Below are 21,575 nucleotides of genomic sequence, written 5' to 3' on the forward strand. Positions count from 1 at the left end.
AATCGAACCACCAAAGCCGAAGCTTGCCAGCTTCGGCTTTTTTATTTTCTAGATCTCGACTTTTTTATCGTCGGTCACGATAAAGATTTCGATACGACGGTTCATGGAACGATGTTCTTCGGTGTCGTTGGGGACGATAGGTTTCTGATCGCCGTAGGAAATAGAAATAAATCTTTTTGCATCCAGCTGATGCACTTTCACGAAATAGCGAACCACTGCAGATGCGCGACCGCCTGCCAACTCCCAATTGCTTGGAAACAGACTGTCTTGGATTGGTGTATCGTCCGTGTGACCTTCGACGATGATGCGTTTTGTATTTGATTTAAGAACTTCGGCCACTTTGTCTAAAGAACTTAAAGCCGAGGCTTTCAACTTAGCAGAGCCCGATGGAAAAAACGTCGATGCAGCCAACGCGATACGAACACCAACAGCATCATGATAGATATCTTGGATGGATTCTTTCTTTTGCTGAGCACCCATGGACTTATCTAAAGAACGAACCACGTAATCTTCAACTTCGCCGGGTCCGCCTTTTTTAGGGAAGTTCCCTAAAGGCATCACGAGTTCAGCAATAGCATTTTCAAGCTCGTTGCCCGCGCTGTCGGACCCACCCCGTCCTGTCAGACGTAGTTCAAGCTTGATGGAATCTTCAAATTCTTTTTGCTTTTCAGCGTCTTCGGTTGAGGTTGCATACATCACCACAAAGAAAGCAAAAAGAAGCGTAATAAAATCCGCATAAGAGACCAGCCATCTCTCGTGATTTTCATGCTCTTCATGTTTCTTGTGTTTTCTTGCCATCGTATCTTAGACCTATCTTTGTTCTGAGGCTAAGAACGCATATAGCTTTTGTTCAAGGACAACAGGGTTCATGCCGCTAGCGATAAGAAGGCCGCCCTCAAGCACCATTTGCTTTTCGCGAGAGTCTGATTGAACTTTGCGTTTTAATTTATTTCCCAATGGCAAAAACAATAAGTTCGCGGAACTGACGCCATAAACTGTCGCGACAAAGGCCACGGCGATACCCGCTCCAAGTTTGCTTGTATCCGTCAGATTTCCCATGACGTGAATAAGACCTAACACCGCACCGATAATCCCGATCGTTGGAGCAAATCCGCCCGCATCAGTCCAGATTTTTGCACCAGCAAGTTGTTCATCTTCTTCCGTTTGAATTTGGGTTTCGAAAATATCGCGGATGTTTTCAACTTCCACGCCATCAACAACATTGCGCAGAATGTTTCTTAGGAAGGGATCCTCGATTTTGTTGATGCGAGGCTCTAATCCCAAGATAGATTCTTTTTTGGCAAAACGCGCGCAATCCACGATTTCTTGAATGCGTTTTTTGGCCTGGCTTTCTTCTTTATTGAAGGCTTTTTTTGCAAGACTTAATCCGGTTTTTAAGTCTTTCTCTGAACTGGAAACCATCACGGCACCGAGAGTTCCCGCAAGAACGATAACGAAAGCTGTGAACTGCATTAAAGAGCTGATGTGCCCGCCCTCAAGTAGGTTCCCGAGCAATATCCCACCGAAGCCTACAAGGAGGCCAAACCATGTTGCTTTATCCATAAACAAAATAGTGCCACACGAGTTTAACGCTGACACTTGGACCATCTGAAGACCTAGACTTTCTGCGGGTGAAAAACTAAGGTAAAGTCGTCATGATGTTAGATTTTCTTTTGAGTCTCGATAAAAACCTTTTGATGCTGATCAATTCTCAGTGGACTGCCTCTTGGGCAGATCAGTTTTTTCCGTTCGTTACGGATCTACATAAAACTTCGTTCTTCAAAACAGTTCTAGTTCCCGTGGTGTTGGGCATCTTTATGTGGAGACGTGGCATAAAAAAAGGGCTCGTCATTTTCTTTCTTTGTCTTGCCGCTATCTCAATTTCTGATGGAGTCGGTAACAAAGCCTTTAAAAAGACGATTCAACGGCCTCGACCGGGGGACACGCCTGGATTGCATGTCGTGGTTCGTGCTCCTTATGGTGGTTACAGTTTTGTCTCTAATCACGCGACGAATATGTTTTGCTTCGCCTCTTTTACCGCCATCATGTTCCCTGCCGCGGCGATTCCGGTTTATGCCTTAGCCACTCTGATCGGATATAGCCGTGTTTACAATGGAGTTCACTTTCCAACGGACGTGTTTGCTGGAGCTCTGTTAGGAATCGCTTTTGGAATTCTATTTGCGCTTTTGTGTCAAAAGATCCTTTCCAAAATGGATGAGAAAAAGGCAGTCACATCATGAAAATTCTAGTTACAGGTGCCAACGGATTTTTAGGAAGCTGGGTTACTCGCGCATTGGTGAACGAAGGGCATCACGTTTACGCTCTTGTTCGTCCAAAAAGTGATCTTTCTGAACTTTCAGGCGTTCAATGCAAATATGTTCATGGTGATGTGACAGATGTTCACTCTTTATTAGAAGCCTTTAAAGGCGTAGATACCGTGTTTCATCTTGCGGGAGTCATTGCTTATAAAAAATCCCAGCGTCACTTGATGGATAAGGTGAACGTCGAAGGAACTGCTAACGTCGTATCTGTGTGTCGCGAACACAAAGTTCGTCGCCTGGTTTATCTATCTTCCGTAGTGGCTATCGGCGCCGGCTACACACCTCAAGATATCCTGAATGAAGATTCAGCCTATAATATTTCTGACTTAAACCTGGGTTACTTTGAAACCAAACACGAGGCCGAAAAGATTGTTAAAAAGGCCTGTGACAAAGGCGAAATCAACGCCGTGATGTTAAATCCGTCCACTATCTACGGCGCCGGTGATGCAAAAAAAGGCAGTCGCAAGATGCAGCTGAAAGTCGCTCAAGGAAAACTCAAATTCTATACCTCTGGCGGTGTAAACGTTGTTGCCGTTGAGGATGTTGTTCAAGGAATTTTGAGCGCCTGGAAAAACGGACGAAATGGAGAGCGTTATATTTTGTCCGGTGAAAATATTCTGATTAAAGATCTTTTTGCGATGATTGCGGCAGAAGCGGGAGTCAAACCTCCGCCTTACCAAATGCCCGATTCGGTCTTACACACTGTGGGGGCGATCGGCGATGCAATGGAAAAGCTAGGACTCAAAGGTCCTTTAAGCAGAGAAAATGCTTACACAGCAACGATGTATCACTGGTTTGACTCTTCTAAAGCACAAAAAGAATTGGGATTTAAACCTCGTCCAGCGCGCGAAGCCATACACAACAGTGTTCAGTGGATGAAGGATCAAGGTTTACTGAAGTAAGGTTTTAATGAAGAGCGCATTCTTTTTTATTCTGGGAGCAGTATCTTTGATGGCGGTAGCGGCAAGCTACCTTTGGAACTGGCTTCCAAAACCAGAAGACATTCGTGGCTGTATGGTCACGAAGATGTACCAGGTAGACCTCTGCCCCACATCTAAAAACTATGTTCCCTTAAAGCAAATATCTCCGTACTTACAAAAAGCGATCATCCTGACTGAAGATTCAGACTTTTATAATCACAAAGGTTTTGATTGGATCGCCATCGAAAAAAATGCGCGTGAAGGCTGGGAAGCTGGCGTCTTTAAAAGGGGCGGATCCACAATCACCCAACAGCTTGCTAAAAATATGTTTCTTTCAAAAGATCGCACCTTTATCCGCAAAGGTCTTGAGGCGCTGATCACGGATCGCATCGAAAGCACGTTAACCAAAAAAGAAATTTTAGAGAGATATCTGAACGTCGTGGAGTTTGGTAAAAACATCTATGGTGTTAAAGCCGCAGCAAAATATTACTTTAAAAAATCTCCGTCAGAACTCAACATCGTGGAAAGTGCGTTCCTGGCAATGGTATTACCAAATCCAGTAAAATACTCTCAGTCCTATTATCGCAAAGAGCTGACCTCTTTTGCCAAACGCCGCCTGACCACAATTATCGATAACATGTTTCAATATCATCGCATCAATCAGGAAGAATACGACGCCGCCACTTATCAGCTTTCTTATTTCTTCCAACCTGAGCCCCCACCTGAAGAACTTAATGCCGCTGTCGAAGAAATTCCCACTTTAGAAGAGCTTGAAAATGCGGAACTTCAGGAAGAAGAAGAGGTCGTACAATGAAGATTGTTTCAGCCTGTCTTTCCGGAGTTCATTGTCGCTATGACTGCAAAGCGCAGACTCGCTCTTCTATTGAAGAGATGGTAAAAAATGGTGAAGCCATTCCGGTATGCCCTGAGCAACTCGGCGGACTTTCAACTCCCCGTCCGCCCGCTGAAAGAATTGGCGACAAAGTCCTTACCAATTCTGGATCCGACGTCACGGCCCAGTACGAGCAAGGCGCCTTAGAAGCCCTTCGAATTGCGCAACTTTGCGGTGCCACTGAAGCTTTGCTTAAATCAAAATCTCCGATGTGTGGATCTGGAAAAATCTACGACGGCACTTTTTCGGGAAGCCTTAAAGATGGCGACGGTGTTTTTGCCGAGCTATTAAAAAAGCACGGCATCAAGATCACTTCCGTCGAATAATTATTTCAGAAGTTTTTTACGAATACGTACAAACGAGATATTCATGCAGATCCACGTCGCAAGGATAAGGATCAAGATATGCACGAAAACCCACACGCCAAATCCCTGGTGTAGAATAGCTCTGACAGCCGCCACCCCGTGAGTCAGTGGGAATAAATAAGCAATGTAACGAAGAACCGTTGGAAGCTGCTCTAACGGAAAATAAGTTCCGCTGAGCAAACTCATTGGAACAATCAAACCCGACGTCGCATAAATGAACGAGTCATAATTTCTTGCGTAAGAAGTTAAAATCATTCCGATACATGAAAACAAACCGGACAATAAGAAAAGCACTGGCAAAGCAAAGATGATTCGATAGGTATCAATCAAACCAAAGAACATCGCGACCAGAGTTACACCCAAAACGCCGAACACACCTTTTGTAGCGGCCCATAAAAGTTCGCCGGCAACAATTTCTTCAGGTCCCACACGCGTCAACATGATCGTCGCATAGGTTTTCTGGTGTGTGAGTTTCGAATAGTTAGCGTAAGTTCCTTCAAAGAAGGCCACAAGCATCGCTGTTGTCGCCAGAAGTGCCGGGAAGAAAAATTCGATATAAGACATCCCACCCATGTTATTTACAAAGGCGCCCAAACCGAAACCCATGGCTCCCAGATAAATCACGGGCTCAAGAACGATCCAGAAGAATGAAACCAACCACGTTTTTTTAAAATACAAAAAGTTACGAGACCATACTTGAAAGGCCCCGCTATTCACCTTTGGCATCGTCAAATATTCTTTGAACTTCATTACTCGTCCCTCAATTGATGGCCGGCAAGTTTCAAGAATACGTCATTTAAAGTGGGCTTACGGATATAGATCTTATCGCTCGCAATAAGATCAACAACACGACGACCTTCTTGATTTTCCTTCACCAAGACCGAAACCGTGTCTTTGATAACTTGATAGGCAAAACCTTCAGCGCGCAAACGACCTAGGTAGTAATTCAAATCCACGGGATTTGTATCGAACTCCACAACTTCTTTACCGATCAGCTCACGAATCAAATCGCGAGGCTTACCAATCGTCAGAATACGGCCGTTATCGATGATGGCGACACGGTCACACATCTGCTCGGCTTCTTCCATGTAGTGAGTCGTTAGAATCAAGGTGCTTTTTTCAGACTTAAGATGCTTAAAGAAATCCCAAATCCAGATTCGCGCTTGCGGATCAAGGCCTGTTGTCGGTTCATCGAGGAAAATCACCTCAGGAGAGTTGATAAGGCCACGCGCAATCGCCAGACGACGTTTCATGCCGCCACTTAAGGTTTCTACCGAGCGATCTTGGTATTCTTCAAGCTTCATCAAACGTAACAAAGCCTGAGCACGAAGCTCGGCTTCTGCTTTAGGAATTTTATGATAGCTAGCGTAGACCAGAAGATTTTCAAGGACGGTGAAGTCAGGATCTAGGCCGTCCTCTTGCGGGACGACCCCGATGCGATTTTTGATTTCGCGATAATTCTTTTTAACATTCAGACCGAGGACGTAAAGCTCCCCGCTGGTAACGAGGGCTGAGCAATACATCATTTTCATGGTTGTAGATTTGCCCGCCCCGTTGGGACCTAAGAGACCGAAACATTCGCCTTTGTAAATCTCCAGATTTATTCCATCGACAGCGACTTTATCGTCGTATTTTTTGGTTAAATCTTTGATCTCAATGGCGACGTTTGTACTCATTATTCCTTCGCTGCTCTTGCACGTTTGTGTGGGTCTAGTTCTTTCAAACGAAGACGGATGTTCTTCGGAGTGACCTCGATCAACTCTGAATCTTTAATCCATTCCATCGCTCTTTCCAAAGTCATTTTCTTAACTGGAACCAGACGGATAGCTTCATCAGAACCTGAAGCACGTACGTTCGTCAATTTTTTCTCGCGAGTGATGTTTACTTCTAGATCATTCTCTTTTGCGTGCTCGCCTACGATCATGCCTTCGTACACATCATCACCGTGCTCAACCATCATGATACCGCGCTCTTGAAGATTCCAGATCGCGTAGGCAGTTGCTTGGCCTTTGCGGTCAGAAATCATCGCACCGTTCATACGGTGTTCGATTTCACCACGGTAGTCATCCCAACCGTCGAATTGTGTATTCAAAAGACCTGTACCACGAGTGTCAGTCAAGAAGTCGGAACGGTAACCGATCAAACCACGAGAAGGGATACGGAACTCAAGACGTGTACGACCAGATCCTTTTTGAACCATGTTCGTCATCACACCTTTACGTTTACCAAGTTTTTCAGTAACCGCACCCACGAAGCTATCTTCGATATCGATAACCGCGATTTCCATCGGTTCCAATTTTTTACCGTTTTCTTCTTTGAAAACAACTGTCGGCTTAGAAACTAGAAGCTCGAAGTTTTCACGGCGCATTTGTTCGATCAAAACGCCCAATTGCAACTCACCACGACCGACAACTTTGAACGCGTCAGTGCTGTCAGTTTTTTCTACGCGGATTGCAACGTTATACAAAAGCTCTCTTTCAAGACGCTCAAGGATCTTACGAGACGTTACGTTCTTACCATCCAAACCTGCAAAAGGTCCGTTGTTCACCGAGAACACCATACCTACTGTTGGCTCTTCTACACGGATACGCTCAAGTGGACGAGGATCCGTAACCGAAGTGATAGTATCACCGATAGTGAAGTCTTCCATACCCGCGATAACTACGATGTCACCCGCGCCAACTTCTTGCGCCGGAACTTGCGAGTTCACTTTGTACTGGAATAAAGCTGAAACTTTCACTTTCTTTTGAGTGTTCGCTTGAACACAAAGAACATCGTCACCCACTTTGATAGTTCCCGCTCTCATACGACCGATCGCCAAACGACCTACGTAGTCATTGTATGAAATGTTAGAAACCATAACTTGAAGTGGAGCGTTCTCTTCAATTTTTGGAGGAGGAACTAGATTTACGATAGCATCGTAAAGAACTTCCAAAGAACCTGTGTTCACTTTTGGATCTAGAGTCGCCATACCTTCACGCGCGATAGCGTAAACAGTGTGGAAATCACATTGCTCTTCTGTTGCATCTAGGTCGATGAACAAATCGAAAAGTTCATTGTGAACTTCTTGAATACGAGCATCGGCACGGTCAATTTTGTTAATACAAACGATAACTTTTTTGCCGCCCTCAAGAGCTTTTTTCAATACGAAACGAGTCTGTGGAAGTGGACCTTCGGAAGCGTCGCAAAGAAGGATACAACCATCCACCATGTTCAAGATACGCTCAACTTCACCACCGAAGTCACTATGTCCCGGTGTATCTACGATATTTACTTTGATGTCTTTGTACATGAACGAAGCGTTCTTCGCTGCGATCGTGATTCCGCGCTCTCTTTCAAGATCCATGGAGTCCATCAAACGTTCTTCAACGTGTTCGTTGTCACGGAAAGTACCTGCTTGTTTAATCAAGTGGTCAACAAGCGTCGTCTTTCCGTGGTCGACGTGCGCGATGATAGCAATATTTCTAATTTTCTTTGGATCTTGAACCATATTTACCCTTCGTTTTTACTTAAAACTCAAAACACTTTTTTAAAACAAAAAATCAAATTTAAATTCATACAAACAGCACGGTTAGACCGTGTCCTGCAGCGAGTTCCGCAGGGAGGCTAGAAGCGCCTGCGAAGCCAATTCCATACAACTACGAGCGAGGACTGTCCGAGCGAAAGGACACGGTCTAACCGTGGCCGCCCATTAGGAACTCGTCTTGGCTTTGATCTTCCTGTTCGGCCTCACCGATACCTGCGAAGAATTCGTTCGCCAAAGTCATGATCTCTTCGTTGCTTTTGGATTGGAAAAGATTCTTTCTGAACTGTGCCGCTCCAGGATAACCTGTTGAGAACCAAGCTGCAAACTTTCTCAATTGAATACCCGTGATATGAGCATCACAATGCGCCACAATCTCACGTTCCAGACCCTGGAATAAGCTAACAAAGTCACGTTTCACGTTCTTAACTGGTTCCCCACGCCACATTGAAAGCGCATCCATGAAAATAAACGGATTTTTAAGGCAACCACGACCGATCATAACGCCGTCACAACCAGACTGTTCTAGTCTTAGGTTGGCTTGACGAGGTGTGAGAATGTCTCCATTTCCCAAGATAGGAAGCTTGGCTTGGTTTTTCACTTCAGTGATGAAATCCCAATCAGCTAAACCAGAATAACCTTGGGCGCGAGTGCGACCATGGATGGCCACCCACTCAATGCCCTCGTTATAGGCGATGTTGCAAACCTCGATGGCATTAAGAGTATTCGCATCCCATCCCGTACGGATTTTAATCGTCAAAGGAATCTTGATCGCGGATTTCACTGCCGACAAAACTTTTTGCAGCTGAACCGGATCCTTCAGCATCGCGGAACCCGCGCCTTTTTTTACTACCTTCGGTACTGGGCAACCGAAGTTCAAGTCAACGAAGTCACACCCTTCCGCTTCGGCTACTTGCGCAGCACGAGCGATGACTTCAGGTTCTTCTCCGAAAAGTTGAATTCCGATCGGTCTTTGCGACTCATCAAAACTCATCAACTTCATCGTACGTTCGGACTTGTATTCAATGCCGTTTGCACTCACCAGTTCGGTGACGACAACACTGGTATCAAGTTTTTTCATGAAAGTACGGAAGGCGTGATCCGTAATCCCTGCCATAGGGGCAAGAACAAACGGGTTCGTCTTAAGGGCTTGAACTGGATTCATAGGTCGACGGATATAGCAAAATCGTAATGAAAAGGATACTGGAGTTTTTAAAAAATGACCTTATTTCATGGGCTTAGGCGTTCATAACGAATGTATTGGATCTGGCAATGGCGGCGGAAAAAGAAAAGGCCTCGTAAGAGGCCTCCGTTCATCTTTGGGGGAGTTGAACTATTTGGGACTAATTACGTTTGAGACCTCAAGAATCACAAACACCGTTCTTTTCACCGTTGGGTTCGGGAAAACCCCTTTTTCGATGAAATAGCCTCGAACTGTAAAAGGCTGTGTTTTGCGAATCTTGTGGAATTGGTTTGCGCCGATCAAAGCGTTGATGGATTGCTCGGCATCGCGAGAATCTTCATCAATCGCCATCGCAAATTTTTTGCCATCAAGATTGATAGTGTGAGCACAACCAACAATACCTTTCGGGCACACATTGATCGTTGCTTCTTCGAAAGTGGGAGTCGGAATAATACTACGTGCAGATGCCGTTGTTCCCAGAAATACAGAAAGCATAACAAACATTAGCTTCTTCATACGTTCTCCTAATTTTTTTAAGAGCGCACAAGATAAGCGAAGGCTTTTTACTTTTCCCTATTCATTTCTGTAATGGAAAAAAAGGAAGGACTGTCTAAAACCAGTACAGGTAGGCACTGGTTTTCAATTTTATTCTAGCCAGGTAACACGGCCTTCAAGTTGGCGCGGAGCTTTGGGGGGATTGTGATCGGGGTAACCACACACCATCGCACAAAGAAGCTCAAGCTCTCCACGTTGGTATTCCGGAAGTTTATCCACACCTAAAAACTTATCCACATCTTCTTTGATTTCTAAAGGCGCACCCATAGTGCAAGAACCTAAACCTTCTACCAAACACGCTAGATTCATGTTTTCCACAGCCATATACACAGAGCCAATGCTGGTGTGATAGCGCTCTTCGGAATCATTGTGGGAATAGGCAAAGATGATCACGGGAGCATCGCCTAAGGTATAAAAAAATCTTTCTGTGAACTGATACAAAGATGGTTTCAGTCTTTGCGACAGGATGTCTTTAATGCCCAACCAGGATTTTTGTGAATAAGACAAATACTCATCACGCTTTTTTCCAGTAACGACGAAGAAGCGCCAGTTCTGCCGATTTTTTCCTGATGGTGCATGCATTCCGGCCATCAGAATTTTTTCGATGATCTCTTTAGGAACTTCATCCGTTTTATATTTACGGACCGACTTGCGTGATTCTAGTAACTGATAGAATTCTTCTTTGTTCATTACGCCATCTCTTCCGTTCCAGCTTCAATAAATGTCTCGTGCAAACGACGAATGGCGTCTGTGCTTTGCTCTTCATTCACTAAAAAGCAGAAATTGTGCTTACTCGCGCCCAGACAGATCATACGCACGTTGATGTCGGAAATAGCATCAAAAATGATTTTACCCAAACCCGGCGTATGATTGATGTTGTTTCCAATCAAAGACACCAAAGTTAAGTTCTCTTCGACTTGCACATCCGCAATCTGTGAAAGATCGGCGATCAGTTTTTTATTCAAGAGTGTCGAGTCATCCAACGTCACACTGACTGAAATTTCAGATGTCGTGATCGCATCGATACTGACTTTGTGATCGTTGAAAATTTTGAAAATCTGGAACAAGAAACCATGCGCGTGCAGCATTTCTGGAGTGGATAAGGTCACCAAGACTTGTTTTTTTCTTAAAGCCATTGCGCGAATTAATGGAAGGTCCTTTACATCTTTACGCACCCATGTGCCGCGCGCCTCGGAATCAAAACTAGATCCGACAAAAACAGGAATATTCTTACGAATCGCTGGCAAAAGCGTCGCCGGATGAAGGACTTTAGCTCCGAATGTTGCTAGCTCAGATGCTTCTTTAAATGAAATTTCACTGATAGGCTTTGCCTTCGGGCAGATACGCGGATCGGTTGTCGCGATGCCGGCCACATCCGTCCAAATTTCTAAAACATCGGCCGAAACACCTTCAGCAAGAATAGCCGCCGAATAATCACTGCCGCCTCGGCCCAGCGTTGTTGTGACGCCCTCTTCGGTCATTCCAATATAACCTTGAGTGACGACCACTTTCTGACCTTGGCGCAAAAATCCCAAGTGCTTTTGACAAAGAGAGGCCACTTCAGCGGTGATAGGTTTTGCTTTTCCAAAGGAGTCATCGGTGCGAAGGACCTGACGGACATCAAAAAGTTCTGCGGATTTTGCAGAAGAATGTTTTTTTAGAACTTGCATCATCGCTTCCGTGAAAAGCACCGAGGACATTCTTTCGCCCAAGCTCATCAATGTATCCATAGCTTTCACTGAGCAGTCTCGCAACAAGTGAACACCTTTAGCGATAGAATTCATTTCTTCAAAAAGAGTTTCTAGTTTTTTTCGAGAGTCTTCAGAGACCTTCAGATCATTGGCAATCTTGATGTGTTTGTCTTGAATTTTTGAAAGAATTTTTTCTGCCTCGGCCCATCCCTGAGACTCGGCGTTCTTACCCAAAGCAATCAGGTCATTCGTTGTTCCGGAGGTTGCGGATACCGCTACAAGACTGGAGCCTTGGCGAAAGCTGACTTCCGCACTGCGAAGCATACACTCCGCATCTCCCATTGAAGTTCCACCAAATTTAGAAACAATCAATTGCGCCACATTAACTCCTCGGTCAAAGGCCTGGAAAACCAGTAGAATCTTATTCCTTTTCTGCTTCTTCATTCAATGACTTTTATGGCAGACTTTAAAGATGACTTCCTCTGATACGACATTCAAAAACAAAGAACTCGCACTCATGGCCGTTTTGGCCCTAGTAGCAATGGCTCTAGTGACCATCGCCGTGATCCCTTCCCTGCGCACCAAGGTGAAAGACGTCTTTCTTTCATCCGATAGAAATATTGTGGCTAAGGTGAGCGGCTCACTGACGCCGGAAGGACCCCGAGTCACGGTTTTAAAAATTCAGAGTAAAAACTCTTTGAGTGTCGAAGTCTTTTCCCAAAATGAAGGTGGCGAAATGCTTCTTCTGGCGAAGCTTCCTTTGTTTGAAAATCGTGACGGGTATTTTCTTTTTAAGGGAAATGCGACGAATCTCGCGCTAACCGATGTCGATAAAGATGGAAGCCTTGAGATTGTCGCACCGACTTACGATGACCAGATGGTTCCGCGCCTTAATATTTTTCGTTTCAATCCTACAACGAAGTCTTTTGACCGCGTCACGGCCCCGGAAGGTTTTGAAGCAAAGTGATCAGCTGACAGTTTCGGAACGGCGAAGAATTTCGCTAAGAAGATTCATATCGACGGGCTTACTTAAATACCCGTCAAATCCAAGCTCAAATGACTTTTGCTGCCCATCCACGCTGGCTTGTGCGGTGAGGGCGACAATCGGGTGACGATAGCCTTTTTCACGAAGCACCGAGGTTGCTTTATAGCCATCCATCACGGGCATTTTAATATCCATGAGAATGACGTCGAAAGGTTGATTTAAGGCGTACTCTACCGCTTGCGCCCCGTTTTCAGCGGTTTCTACTTCAGCTCCCGAGCGACTTAAGAACCTTTTCATCAAGACTCGCAAATCTACAGAATCATCCACAACGAGAACGCGACGCCCTTTTAAAAATTCCGCCTCTTTAGCAATCTTGATTTTTTCTTGGAAAATCATTTTTGGATGCTCGGGCTTCATCAAACGAAGCTCTTGGGAATTCCCTAGCTTCATAGACATTTCAAAAGAACTGCCTTGTCCTAACACGGAAGAGACCAAGCGGAGATCTCCTCCCATCATTTTCATAAGACTTAAAGACAAGGCTAATCCTAAGCCCGACCCCTGCACCCTTTGCACATCGGGATGCTCGCCACGTACGAATGGTTGGAAAAGATTTTGTTGAGTGAGCTTATCCATGCCCAGACCCGTATCTGTCACCGTGATATTTAAGGTCCCTTGATGGTGTATGTCGCTAGTAAAATTCACTAGGACTTCCACCGATCCTTCGGAGGTGAATTTCACCGCGTTTGTCAGCAAGTTGATAAGCACCTGACGAAAACGCACGGAATCAGCCATAATACTTTCGGGCACAAGGCTGAGGTATTTTACCTCTAGTTGCACCTTTTTTTCTGCGGCTACAGGGCGAATCACCGAAAGGGACTCGTCAATTTCCCGAATCGGAGACATGGGAGCTTTTTGAATATAAAGACGATTGGTTTCAATTTTAGAAAGATCTAAGAGATCATTCACCAACGACACCATGTAATTACTTTGACGATGAATAGCTTGAACATCGTGGCGATTCTGTTCACTTAAAGAATCACTTCTTAAAAGAGCTTCAGAAAAACCCAAAATAGCTGAAAGAGGCGTGCGAATTTCGTGACTGGCATTAGCTAGAAAAACCGATTTTGCACGATTGGCGGCTTCATGAAGATCTCTTTCTTTACGAAGCACATCCAACGACAAAGATTTCATCACCGCGAGATTTAAATTTTTCCCGATCAGAACTAAAAGTCCCGAGTAAAGAATAATTAAAGTCCCCATAAGCATCGAGAATTCGGCCCGCGAAATGAAAGTGCCCAATCCCCACAAGAACATCGCGGGCACAATCACACACGCCATCGCTAGCCTCGAAGAGACATAGGTGACTAACGCACCGGCCACCATGCAGGACACCAACAAAGCCGTTAAAACTTGTTGTTGCAAACTTCCGGTGTGAGAGATCAGCCCGATGGCCCCCCATCCACAACCCGAGATAAAAAGAGAAGTGAACATGAAGTAAAGCCAGGGACGCGTTTCTTCAAAACTGCGAATGGAGTTCCGAGAGCGGTTCCAACGATAATAGGCAAAGAACCTGGCCAAGGCAGAAAGATTTAGAACCGAAAACCAGATAGTAATAAAGATCGGTGAAAGAGATCCCCACGCCACTGTCGCAAAGGCGATAGTGTTAAAAAATATGGCCAGCATTCCGGCGATATTTTGTTTGTAAAGAAGATCTATACGGCGAACTTCCAGTTCCAAAGAGCCGTGATTGGAATTATCCGACATGTACAAGAGATACAGGCCCTACGCAGACTGGTCAAACTGCGTAAGGCGCCGCTTCATTACGGTTAGGAAAGCATTAGATAAGATAGCTAGTTTTTAGCGGGAGTCAGTTCGCGTTTTTTCAGATCTCTCCACGACTTACCCTCGCGCGCTTTACGGTCGAGCTGATATTTTTGAACGGCCGCAGAGTGCCCTTTGTAGTCAGAAGAAAATACATGAGTTCCGTCATTCTGACTGACGAAAAAGAGATAATCACTCGTCTCGGGTCTCAGTGCAGCCAACAAAGCCTCTCTGCCTGGATTCGCAATAGGACCTGGCGGAAGCCCGTAGATCACATAGGTATTATACCGAGTCGGCGTTGTTAAATCCGCACGCGTGATATTGATCTCGATTTTTCCCGTACGCTCGGCTTTTCCGTAGATCACTGTAGGGTCCGTTTGCAAACGCATTTTCTTCATCAAACGGTTGTGGAACACCGATGAGATCAACGAGCGCTCTTCGGGAGCACCCGTTTCTTTTTCGATGATACTTGCTAACGTGACCACTTGGTGGCGCTTCCATCCCATAACAGTCGCCTGTGCTAGAACTTCTTCGTACACGTACAAAAAGCGTTTCACCATGTTTGTGATAAGAGCTCGAGCATCCGTGTATTTAGTCAGCATGTAAGTTTCGGGGAACAGATAACCTTCAAGTGTTTCTTGGTTCTCACCTAAAAGACTTTTCACGAAGGCAGGATCGCGTACTAATCCTAAAAACTCTGTAGCAGTACCGAATCCTTGCTTTTCATAAAGATCGGCAATTTCGTAAATGCTTAGGCCTTCACTGACAGTAAAGCTACGAGCAATGCTTTTTCCCGAAGTGATCGTGGAAAGAACTTCTGCAGGAAGCATGTCTGTTCTTAAAAGATATTCACCCACTTTTAGTTTTGAGCGATCTCCTTTAAAACGAGCATACACCGAAAAAAAGAAACCATTGCGAACAATGCCTTTTCTTTCAAGATCAGCGGCGATCGTGTTAAAGCCCGCTCCAGGACTGACCTCGTACACCACGTCCGAAGCCGTCGTACTAGGAGGCGTATTCAAGAAATTATAGCTAACATAAGCCAAGCCTCCGCCCACAGCGATAAGCAACGCCACAATAGCCAAACTAAAAACCAAAATAGTTTTTTTCATTATTTCATGTCCAAATTCATACCCGGCAAAACTTTTGTCGGATCAAATGCAGTTGGGTCCTCAAGACTTGCCACCGGCATTGTGCAATATTGAATTGCAAAGTGCGCCGAAGGACGGTCATTGCCAGATTTTCCAAAACCACCAAATGGCAAACGAGAACTTGCACCGTTTGTTGTACGATTCCAATTCAATAGGCCTACACGTGCTTTGAAAAGAGCATCTTCATAAAGAGCTTTATCTTTCGAGAAGAGCGCCATCACCAAGCCATAGCCGATAGAATTCACGATCTCCATCGCGTGATTCCAATCGTCTGTTTGATAGATTGCTACGTTAGGACCAAAGATTTCACTTTTTTGATACACGCTATTAGCATCAAACTTTTTCACCAAGTGAATACTTGGAGTCACGTAGTAACCCTTGTGTTTTAAATCCAACAATTTACCACGCATTAAGCTTTCCGCATTCTCGCGATTTGCGATCTCTTGGAAGCGGATGTATTTTTCTACCGCGGCCGCGTTGATAAGTGGACCCATGAAAGTGTTTTCTTTCCAGTGACCAATCGTTAGCTTCTTCGCGGCTTGATAGAATCTTTCAGTAAACTCTTCAGCAATTTTCGGATGAAGGATAATACGGCTTGTGCATGAGCAGCGTTGACCCGCTGTCATGTAGGCACCGACTAAGCTTTCATAAACTGCTTTATCCAAATCCGCATCTTCCCAAACAACCGTGGCATTCTTACCGCCCATTTCCAGAGCTAAAATCTTCCAGTAATGAGTCAAAGTCTCTTGCTTGATTTTAAGTCCGACTTCGTAAGAACCCGTGAATAAGATCCCGTCGACGTGTTCGTTCGCGACCAAGCGCCCACCGGCAGCGCCATCTCCTTGCACCAAGTTGAATACACCTGGAGGGAATTGCGCTTTTTCAAAAAGCTCTGCCATGAATTGACCCACGGCTGGAGTTTGTTCTGACGGTTTAAAGACCACCGTGTTTCCAGCGATCAAAGCGGGAATGATATGCCCATTAGGTAAATGCGCCGGGAAATTGAAAGGACCTACAACCGCCATGACACCGCGAGAGCGATGGCGAATAACGCCTTCCACCTGAGGAAGAGCGTTAGGAATTCTTTCGTCTGCGATCAAAGCCAGCGAGTGATTCAGAGTGATATCAATTTTTGCACCCAAAGCTTTTGCTTCAGTCATCGCCTCCCAAGACGGTTTACCCGTGTCACGAGAAATGATTTGTGCCATTTGCTCTGCATGCGCATCGAAAAGTTCTTTCAAACGCATCAAGTAGCTTTTTCTTTCGTTCATCGGCAAAGTTGCCCAGCCCGGATAGGCTTTCTTCGCCGCCACACAGGCTTCGTCAATATGGTCATGCTTAAACGGCACAGTCATCACAAGATCATTCAGATCCGACGGACTGATGTCTTTAAACTCTCCATCCCCTTTCGTCACAGGAACGAAACGGTTGTTGATAAAATCACCTTTGTATTGAACGTCAAATAGGGTGGTGTTCATTTTTATTTCCCTCGATTGTAATTAAATGGAGCTACATAAACTTCTTCGCCGACTTCGACACCCAAGAGTTGTCTTGAGATCGGTGCAATAGCGATTTCTTGGCCTCGAATATCAGCGGATGCAAGGCAGGCCTTAAATTCCTCGCCCGTTGCGGCCACAAGACTTTGTTCCTTATAGGCGGCATCCTTAAACTCGGTGACCTTTAAACGTTTTCCGTACTTAATTGGCAAAATATCTTCTGTATTCGCACCGTAGTGAGGACCGCCATCAAATGGATCCACCTCATCCAGGTAGTTAAAGCCAATGCTCTCTAAAAGATGTTGAGCCGGCTTCGTCGCTTCCCCGACTCGGCCTAAAACCAAGCGCGCTTTTGCATCAAGAAGAGCCAGATAAATATCGTCTTGCGGAAAGAGACTTTCGATAAACTCTTTGTGTGACTGACTAAGAAGATCTGCCTCTTGATAAGGAAGACCTGTGAATCTGCGCCCCAGAGCTTCCCAAAATTCACTGCGTCCTTCGTCCGTCAATGGAGGAGTCAGTTCACAAAGAACACGATCCTCAAATTTTTCACGATGGAGACCCATGTACAAAAAGCGTGAAAGACTGATTTGCTTTCCCAACTTTTCAGGACGGCGACGATAGGTTTTATCGACAAGAAGTCCTCCGATTTCTGTTGGGCCGTCAAAGTCCAATTGAAAGCGCAAAACTTGATGGATAAAGCCGATGCCAAGATCTTGAGAGAAGTGATCACGCTTAAAGATCTTAAAGAAACTGTGCGGAACTTCTTCCGTTCCATGCTTCGCAATCACCAGCGAACTTCCCACAACCAGCTTTTCTTCGACGTCTTCAACGACAAAGATATACTCTGTCTTGTGCTTAGGAAGTTTTCCCGCAAATGACTCTTCACTGCGTTCAATTTTTTCACTGATAACTTTTTTATCTCCGGGCAAATTCAGCAGATTAAACTGCTTTGCTAAATCCACGAGCTGACCTAAGTCATCATACTGCACGGGACGAATTATAAAACTCATACACAAAACCTTTCGATGACCCTTTTGTAGAAAGCGATGGCTTTATCTAAATCCTCTAAAGCCACGTGTTCTTGTGTGGTGTGCACATTACCCTCCCGCTTACCGGGACCAAAGCACACACATTCCACTCCGATACGCGAAAATATACTGGCTTCGTTTGTTGAAGCCTGCGTGATAGGTCGGTCACTTAAACCCATCGCTCGAAGCTCATCTAGACACCCCTTCACCAAGATGGAATTCACCTCTGTGCGGAAGGGTTTTTTATAATCATTCACTCTGAAACTTGCGCCGTTCATTTCGCAAACGCGACGCAAACGATCCATCCAGCCTTCATAAATCTCGTGAGAGATAATGGGCGGAATACGACAAGTTCCTGAAATTTGAACATCGTCTTCATTTGTTCTTATCAAGCCGATGTTCAAAGTGGGAGTGCTTGGATGGAAATCATTATCTTTGTAATCCAAGAACTCTAGTTCCAACTCTTTGACCGCGCGGTAGATATTAGAAACCTTTTTAGAGATAGGATTCTTAATCTGCGTCACCATATCGATTTCTAAAAACGCATGACTTGGAATCGTATTAAAGTTGTTCCCACCGTCCATCTCCATGATGTTCACAGAATCGGGAAGCATCATCAGATACTCTAACATTTTTGCAATGGCACTTTCACCCAAGTGAGGTGTTGACGAGTGCGCTGCTTTCCCACGGAAAAGCTTTGATTGCGTCGACGTACTTTCGCGCAAGTTGTGTTCGTGGCGATAGTGCATCTCTTCATCAGAAAACGGCACGCGAATTTCGACGCTCGCATAGCCTTTTGCTGCATTGATCACTTTCAGATCACTGGGCTCTCCGATAAGAGCCATTTTTGCGGCGATTTTATTTTTACGAATCAGCTTTAGCGCCCCTTGCATGCCAGACTCTTCACCGAAGGTTCCAACAAGAACTGGAGGCAAGCGCCAGCTCTTTTGATTTACAAAAGCCGCCATCGCTTCAAGCTTACAAAGAAAATCCAGCTTTACATCTGCGGCACCCAGACCGTGAATCTTTCCCTCAATGATGTGAGCATCAAACGGATTAGCACCGGTTTCAGTCCACAAAGAAAAAGGGCCCGGGTCGACAGTGTCTAAATGCGTTTGCAATAAGAACTCAGCATCAGGTCGCTCTGCCACAGGGCGAGCAATCACATTCACTTGAAGCAGGTCGCCGACGATTTCTTCTTGTTCTTCGACGTGCAAACCCTTTTGCCGACAAAATGCCGCCACCCACTTCGCAATATCTCTATTGCCGTGAGTAGGCGTGCTATCGATAGCGATCAATTGGCGGCAAGCTTCAATGAAATCCAACTAGACTCCTTCAAGCAAAGTCTTTTCGATCATCTTCAATGCGATATCAATATCCGCATCTTGGATGATCGCAGGAATCAAGAAACGAGCACGGACAGGATCTTTACCGCAAGGGAAAGCGATCACGCCGTTCGCGTAAAGTTTGTTAAGGAATGCATTCACAGTTTCTTTTTTTCCATCAAGTGGAGTGAACGCCACCATCAAGCCCATGCCACCAGCATCTTGGGCGATGCCTTTGCAAGTCGTTTCATTCAAACGGTTGATGCCGTCGATGAAGCGACGATGAATTTGATTAATACGTCCATCAGGACCGATATAACCTTCACCCAACATGTCGAGCATTTCCATACCCGCACAAAGCGATGGAGTAGAGCCCGAGAATGTTCCCGCAATCAAGCCTGGTTTTGGATTGTATTCTTCAGTGTAAATAGTGGCGCCGATTTGAGCGGTCTTAGCGATAGTACAGATGTCGATGTATTGACCGATATCTAAAGTTTCAAACGCGAAGTATTCGCCCGTGCGTGTGAAAGTTTGAACTTCATCCGCCCAGATCGCGATATTTTTTGATTTACAGAAATCTAAAAGCGGAACGAAGAATTCACGAGGCGCTGCTTGGTAACCACCTTCACCCAACATCGGTTCAAAACCGAAAACAGAAATATTGCCTTCGTGTTTTGCTACGTGTTCTTTCATCACGTTCAAAGCTTTTTCGCCCGAACGAGGATCACGCTTGTCATAGAATGGAACACGCAAGACTTCGTTGTACTCTGGAAGACCTTGCTTATAAGCCGGATTGTCGGTCACTTCGGCCATCATTGTTGAACGACCTGCGAAGGCATCTTTAAAGCCCATCACAAATCTTGCCGGAGAATTTTTTTGACGAGAAAGTTTCAACGCATTTTCATTGGCCATCGTTCCACAAGTGGCAATCCAAGCGTACTTCATACGACTTTTTTTGCTGGCTAGCTTTACGATTTTTTCTGTGAACAAACGGTATTCGTTATTCGGTTGAAGATTCCCTTGAGTCAAAATGTCTGCAAGAGAACCACGAACCGCAGCGGCCATCACGCGAGGATTTGCGTGACCCATCAAGTGAATACCGATGCCGTTAATCAAATCTAATTTCACGCTGCCGTCTTCAAGCTCTACGTAAGGTCCACGACCCGCGCCTGTGCCCATGTATGGATAGTGCAAAGGACGACCACGAAACTGACCGGCTAGATCGATTTTTTGTTTGCCCGCACCTTTGAATTCTTCCATCGGCGAACGGATGCCAGACAATTGCGAGTTCAACTTTGTGACTTCATTCACAAGATCTTGAACCATGGTTTTCACTTTTTCGGATTGTTGTATTTGATGACCTACAAGAGAACTCATAATACCTTTCGCGACGGCCTGCCCTGTCAGACTGTCCTTTGTTATTGAAATGCCCAATTAGGATACTCCCGGGCCCAGACTAAGACAAGACACGTGGTAGACACGGAAAGACTTTTATCTGTAAACTTAGAGGGCTATGTCGAAACTGAAATCTCTCTCTGTGTTCTTTCTGTCACTCATTTTGCCCGCTCTATGTATGGCGCAGACGGCAACTTCTGCAGAGCTGTTTAAGCAAGGCACGCAGTTGTATCTTGCAAAAGATTACGCGAAAGCTCGCGAGTCATTCACGCAAGCACTAGACCAAGATCCCCATAACGCCGTCGTATTGACGAATTTAGCGCTCGCTGAGTTTCAATTGGGAAAAAAACCACTCGCTGTCGGCCTTCTGCGCAAAGCTCTGACTTCGGATCCTGAATTATCGACGGCTGAAGCAGGTCTCAAATTTGTTCTGTCACAACTTGGAGTGCGCGAAGTTCCTCGCCAAATCGAAACGTATGAATCGGTGCGCACAAAATTGATTCAGCCTGTTCCTCTGTATGCCTATTTGATTTTATCCGCGCTCACGTTTTTTGCTGCGGGATGGACACTGATTTCTTATGGTGGGCGTCGAAGAAAAGCGATGCAGGAAGAAACGTCTGCTCCCGGGTTTCCGATGGTCAGCGCACTTCTAACACTGAGCTTTGTGATATTTACAGGGCTTTTGGCGCTGAAAGTCTATGATTCCACTATTTTACGAGGGACGATCATCGAAGAAAAAGTCTCTTTACAGACCGCGCCTGGGGACAATCAAGTGGCTATTCTTGAGCTCTTTGGCGGCATGGAAGTCGTTGCTCACCAAACTCAAGGCGAGTGGGTGCAGATTACTTACCCCGGATCTCTTACTGGATGGGTTAAAAAAGCCTCTGTGTTGATGACGCGTTGACAGCAGGACCTGGACCT

21 protein-coding genes are annotated in these 21,575 nt (G+C 45.3%); 6 read left to right on the forward strand and 15 right to left on the reverse strand.

The genetic code is table 11. The annotated features are described in order from the left end of the window. Nucleotides 1-48: 48 nt before the first annotated feature. Both AZI85_RS15835 and AZI85_RS15840 read right to left on the reverse strand, forming a co-directional pair. Complete coding sequence (locus AZI85_RS15835) at nucleotides 49-798, reverse strand: OmpA family protein (RefSeq protein WP_063205989.1); 750 nt, start codon at nucleotides 796-798, stop codon at nucleotides 49-51. 12 nt (nucleotides 799-810) lie between these two features. Next, nucleotides 811-1,608 carry a flagellar motor protein gene (locus AZI85_RS15840; RefSeq protein WP_155724061.1) on the reverse strand — a complete coding sequence of 266 codons (798 nt, stop codon included), beginning with the start codon at nucleotides 1,606-1,608 and terminating at the stop codon, nucleotides 811-813. Nucleotides 1,609-1,655: 47 nt separating this feature from the next. On the opposite strand from AZI85_RS15840, the gene AZI85_RS15845 reads away from it, so the two are divergent. From AZI85_RS15845 to AZI85_RS15860, 4 genes are read left to right on the forward strand one after another with little or no spacing between them, the layout of a single operon-like run. Then, nucleotides 1,656-2,240, forward strand: coding sequence for a phosphatase PAP2 family protein (locus AZI85_RS15845; RefSeq protein WP_253721033.1), 585 nt, complete (start codon nucleotides 1,656-1,658; stop codon nucleotides 2,238-2,240). Continuing rightward, nucleotides 2,237-3,223 carry an SDR family oxidoreductase gene (locus tag AZI85_RS15850; RefSeq protein ID WP_253721034.1) on the forward strand — a complete coding sequence of 329 codons (987 nt, stop codon included), beginning with the start codon at nucleotides 2,237-2,239 and terminating at the stop codon, nucleotides 3,221-3,223. Before AZI85_RS15845 ends, AZI85_RS15850 begins: the two co-directional genes overlap by 4 nt. Nucleotides 3,224-3,230: 7 nt before the next feature. Next, nucleotides 3,231-4,055, forward strand: coding sequence for a monofunctional biosynthetic peptidoglycan transglycosylase (gene mtgA, locus AZI85_RS15855; RefSeq protein WP_063244965.1), 825 nt, complete (start codon nucleotides 3,231-3,233; stop codon nucleotides 4,053-4,055). Continuing rightward, nucleotides 4,052-4,459: a DUF523 domain-containing protein gene (locus AZI85_RS15860; RefSeq protein WP_063244966.1), complete on the forward strand. Its 408-nt coding sequence runs from the start codon at nucleotides 4,052-4,054 to the stop codon at nucleotides 4,457-4,459. The genes mtgA and AZI85_RS15860 overlap by 4 nt, the downstream gene beginning before the upstream one ends. Here AZI85_RS15860 and AZI85_RS15865 read toward each other — a convergent pair whose 3' ends face one another. From AZI85_RS15865 to lysC, 7 genes are all read right to left on the reverse strand, one after another. Next, complete coding sequence (locus tag AZI85_RS15865; RefSeq protein WP_063244967.1) at nucleotides 4,460-5,248, reverse strand: ABC transporter permease; 789 nt, start codon at nucleotides 5,246-5,248, stop codon at nucleotides 4,460-4,462. Continuing rightward, the gene (locus AZI85_RS15870) at nucleotides 5,248-6,174 is read right to left on the reverse strand and encodes an ABC transporter ATP-binding protein (protein WP_063244968.1); all 927 of its coding nucleotides are present in this window, start codon (nucleotides 6,172-6,174) and stop codon (nucleotides 5,248-5,250) included. Before AZI85_RS15870 ends, AZI85_RS15865 begins: the two co-directional genes overlap by 1 nt. Continuing rightward, nucleotides 6,174-7,988, reverse strand: coding sequence for a translational GTPase TypA (gene typA / locus AZI85_RS15875; protein WP_063244969.1), 1,815 nt, complete (start codon nucleotides 7,986-7,988; stop codon nucleotides 6,174-6,176). The genes AZI85_RS15870 and typA overlap by 1 nt, the downstream gene beginning before the upstream one ends. 184 nt (nucleotides 7,989-8,172) lie before the next feature. Continuing rightward, nucleotides 8,173-9,186, reverse strand: coding sequence for a tRNA dihydrouridine synthase DusB (dusB, locus tag AZI85_RS15880; protein ID WP_063244970.1), 1,014 nt, complete (start codon nucleotides 9,184-9,186; stop codon nucleotides 8,173-8,175). A 168-nt stretch (nucleotides 9,187-9,354) separates the two neighbouring features. Continuing rightward, a complete protein-coding gene (locus AZI85_RS15885; protein ID WP_063205969.1) occupies nucleotides 9,355-9,720 on the reverse strand; it encodes a hypothetical protein in 366 nt (121 codons plus the stop codon). A gap of 129 nt (nucleotides 9,721-9,849) precedes the next feature. Further along, nucleotides 9,850-10,449, reverse strand: coding sequence for a nitroreductase family protein (locus AZI85_RS15890; protein ID WP_063244972.1), 600 nt, complete (start codon nucleotides 10,447-10,449; stop codon nucleotides 9,850-9,852). Next, nucleotides 10,449-11,831: a lysine-sensitive aspartokinase 3 gene (lysC, locus tag AZI85_RS15895; RefSeq protein WP_063244973.1), complete on the reverse strand. Its 1,383-nt coding sequence runs from the start codon at nucleotides 11,829-11,831 to the stop codon at nucleotides 10,449-10,451. The genes AZI85_RS15890 and lysC overlap by 1 nt, the downstream gene beginning before the upstream one ends. A gap of 91 nt (nucleotides 11,832-11,922) precedes the next feature. Between lysC and AZI85_RS15900 the strand changes: the two genes are divergently transcribed. Next, on the forward strand, nucleotides 11,923-12,417 hold the full coding sequence (locus AZI85_RS15900) for a hypothetical protein (RefSeq protein WP_063244974.1): 495 nt from the start codon (nucleotides 11,923-11,925) through the stop codon (nucleotides 12,415-12,417). Here the strand turns inward: AZI85_RS15900 and AZI85_RS15905 are convergent, their stop codons facing one another. The 6 genes from AZI85_RS15905 to AZI85_RS15930 all read right to left on the reverse strand — a co-directional run bounded on the left by AZI85_RS15905 (nucleotide 12,418) and on the right by AZI85_RS15930 (nucleotide 20,636). Continuing rightward, on the reverse strand, nucleotides 12,418-14,199 hold the full coding sequence (locus AZI85_RS15905) for a response regulator (RefSeq protein WP_063244975.1): 1,782 nt from the start codon (nucleotides 14,197-14,199) through the stop codon (nucleotides 12,418-12,420). An 86-nt stretch (nucleotides 14,200-14,285) separates the two neighbouring features. Beyond that, nucleotides 14,286-15,368 (reverse strand): endolytic transglycosylase MltG, encoded by a 1,083-nt coding sequence (gene mltG, locus AZI85_RS15910; protein WP_063244976.1) that lies wholly within the window; start codon nucleotides 15,366-15,368, stop codon nucleotides 14,286-14,288. Beyond that, entirely contained in the window at nucleotides 15,368-16,885 is a 1,518-nt protein-coding gene (locus AZI85_RS15915; RefSeq protein WP_063244977.1) for a succinylglutamate-semialdehyde dehydrogenase, read from the reverse strand. The genes mltG and AZI85_RS15915 overlap by 1 nt, the downstream gene beginning before the upstream one ends. A 2-nt stretch (nucleotides 16,886-16,887) precedes the next feature. Beyond that, on the reverse strand, nucleotides 16,888-17,916 hold the full coding sequence (locus AZI85_RS15920) for an arginine N-succinyltransferase (protein WP_063244978.1): 1,029 nt from the start codon (nucleotides 17,914-17,916) through the stop codon (nucleotides 16,888-16,890). Continuing rightward, nucleotides 17,913-19,259 carry a M20 family metallopeptidase gene (locus AZI85_RS15925; RefSeq protein ID WP_063244979.1) on the reverse strand — a complete coding sequence of 449 codons (1,347 nt, stop codon included), beginning with the start codon at nucleotides 19,257-19,259 and terminating at the stop codon, nucleotides 17,913-17,915. The genes AZI85_RS15920 and AZI85_RS15925 overlap by 4 nt, the downstream gene beginning before the upstream one ends. After that, a complete protein-coding gene (locus AZI85_RS15930) occupies nucleotides 19,260-20,636 on the reverse strand; it encodes an aminotransferase class III-fold pyridoxal phosphate-dependent enzyme (protein WP_063244980.1) in 1,377 nt (458 codons plus the stop codon). A 136-nt stretch (nucleotides 20,637-20,772) separates the two neighbouring features. On the opposite strand from AZI85_RS15930, the gene AZI85_RS15935 reads away from it, so the two are divergent. Continuing rightward, nucleotides 20,773-21,558, forward strand: coding sequence for a tetratricopeptide repeat protein (locus AZI85_RS15935; RefSeq protein ID WP_063244981.1), 786 nt, complete (start codon nucleotides 20,773-20,775; stop codon nucleotides 21,556-21,558). Nucleotides 21,559-21,575: the final 17 nt, after the last annotated feature.

It is taken from the genome of Bdellovibrio bacteriovorus, assembly GCF_001592755.1.
GTDB classification, from domain to species: domain Bacteria; phylum Bdellovibrionota; class Bdellovibrionia; order Bdellovibrionales; family Bdellovibrionaceae; genus Bdellovibrio; species Bdellovibrio bacteriovorus_E.

Excerpts from the sequence above, each read along its gene's own strand:
- AZI85_RS15850 (WP_253721034.1), top strand. The coding sequence starts at position 2,237 with ATGAAAATTCTAGTTACAGGTGCCAACGGATTTTTAGGAAGCTGGGTT.
- AZI85_RS15930 (WP_063244980.1), bottom strand. The coding sequence starts at position 20,636 with ATGAGTTCTCTTGTAGGTCATCAAATACAACAATCCGAAAAAGTGAAA.
- AZI85_RS15900 (WP_063244974.1), top strand. The coding sequence starts at position 11,923 with ATGACTTCCTCTGATACGACATTCAAAAACAAAGAACTCGCACTCATG.
- dusB (WP_063244970.1), bottom strand. The coding sequence starts at position 9,186 with ATGAATCCAGTTCAAGCCCTTAAGACGAACCCGTTTGTTCTTGCCCCT.
- AZI85_RS15885 (WP_063205969.1), bottom strand. The coding sequence starts at position 9,720 with ATGAAGAAGCTAATGTTTGTTATGCTTTCTGTATTTCTGGGAACAACG.
- AZI85_RS15845 (WP_253721033.1), top strand. The coding sequence starts at position 1,656 with ATGATGTTAGATTTTCTTTTGAGTCTCGATAAAAACCTTTTGATGCTG.
- AZI85_RS15915 (WP_063244977.1), bottom strand. The coding sequence starts at position 16,885 with ATGAACACCACCCTATTTGACGTTCAATACAAAGGTGATTTTATCAAC.
- mltG (WP_063244976.1), bottom strand. The coding sequence starts at position 15,368 with ATGAAAAAAACTATTTTGGTTTTTAGTTTGGCTATTGTGGCGTTGCTT.
- AZI85_RS15860 (WP_063244966.1), top strand. The coding sequence starts at position 4,052 with ATGAAGATTGTTTCAGCCTGTCTTTCCGGAGTTCATTGTCGCTATGAC.
- AZI85_RS15865 (WP_063244967.1), bottom strand. The coding sequence starts at position 5,248 with ATGAAGTTCAAAGAATATTTGACGATGCCAAAGGTGAATAGCGGGGCC.
- AZI85_RS15870 (WP_063244968.1), bottom strand. The coding sequence starts at position 6,174 with ATGAGTACAAACGTCGCCATTGAGATCAAAGATTTAACCAAAAAATAC.
- typA (WP_063244969.1), bottom strand. The coding sequence starts at position 7,988 with ATGGTTCAAGATCCAAAGAAAATTAGAAATATTGCTATCATCGCGCAC.
- AZI85_RS15935 (WP_063244981.1), top strand. The coding sequence starts at position 20,773 with ATGTCGAAACTGAAATCTCTCTCTGTGTTCTTTCTGTCACTCATTTTG.
- AZI85_RS15840 (WP_155724061.1), bottom strand. The coding sequence starts at position 1,608 with ATGGTCCAAGTGTCAGCGTTAAACTCGTGTGGCACTATTTTGTTTATG.
- AZI85_RS15890 (WP_063244972.1), bottom strand. The coding sequence starts at position 10,449 with ATGAACAAAGAAGAATTCTATCAGTTACTAGAATCACGCAAGTCGGTC.
- AZI85_RS15920 (WP_063244978.1), bottom strand. The coding sequence starts at position 17,916 with ATGAGTTTTATAATTCGTCCCGTGCAGTATGATGACTTAGGTCAGCTC.
- AZI85_RS15835 (WP_063205989.1), bottom strand. The coding sequence starts at position 798 with ATGGCAAGAAAACACAAGAAACATGAAGAGCATGAAAATCACGAGAGA.
- AZI85_RS15905 (WP_063244975.1), bottom strand. The coding sequence starts at position 14,199 with ATGTCGGATAATTCCAATCACGGCTCTTTGGAACTGGAAGTTCGCCGT.
- mtgA (WP_063244965.1), top strand. The coding sequence starts at position 3,231 with ATGAAGAGCGCATTCTTTTTTATTCTGGGAGCAGTATCTTTGATGGCG.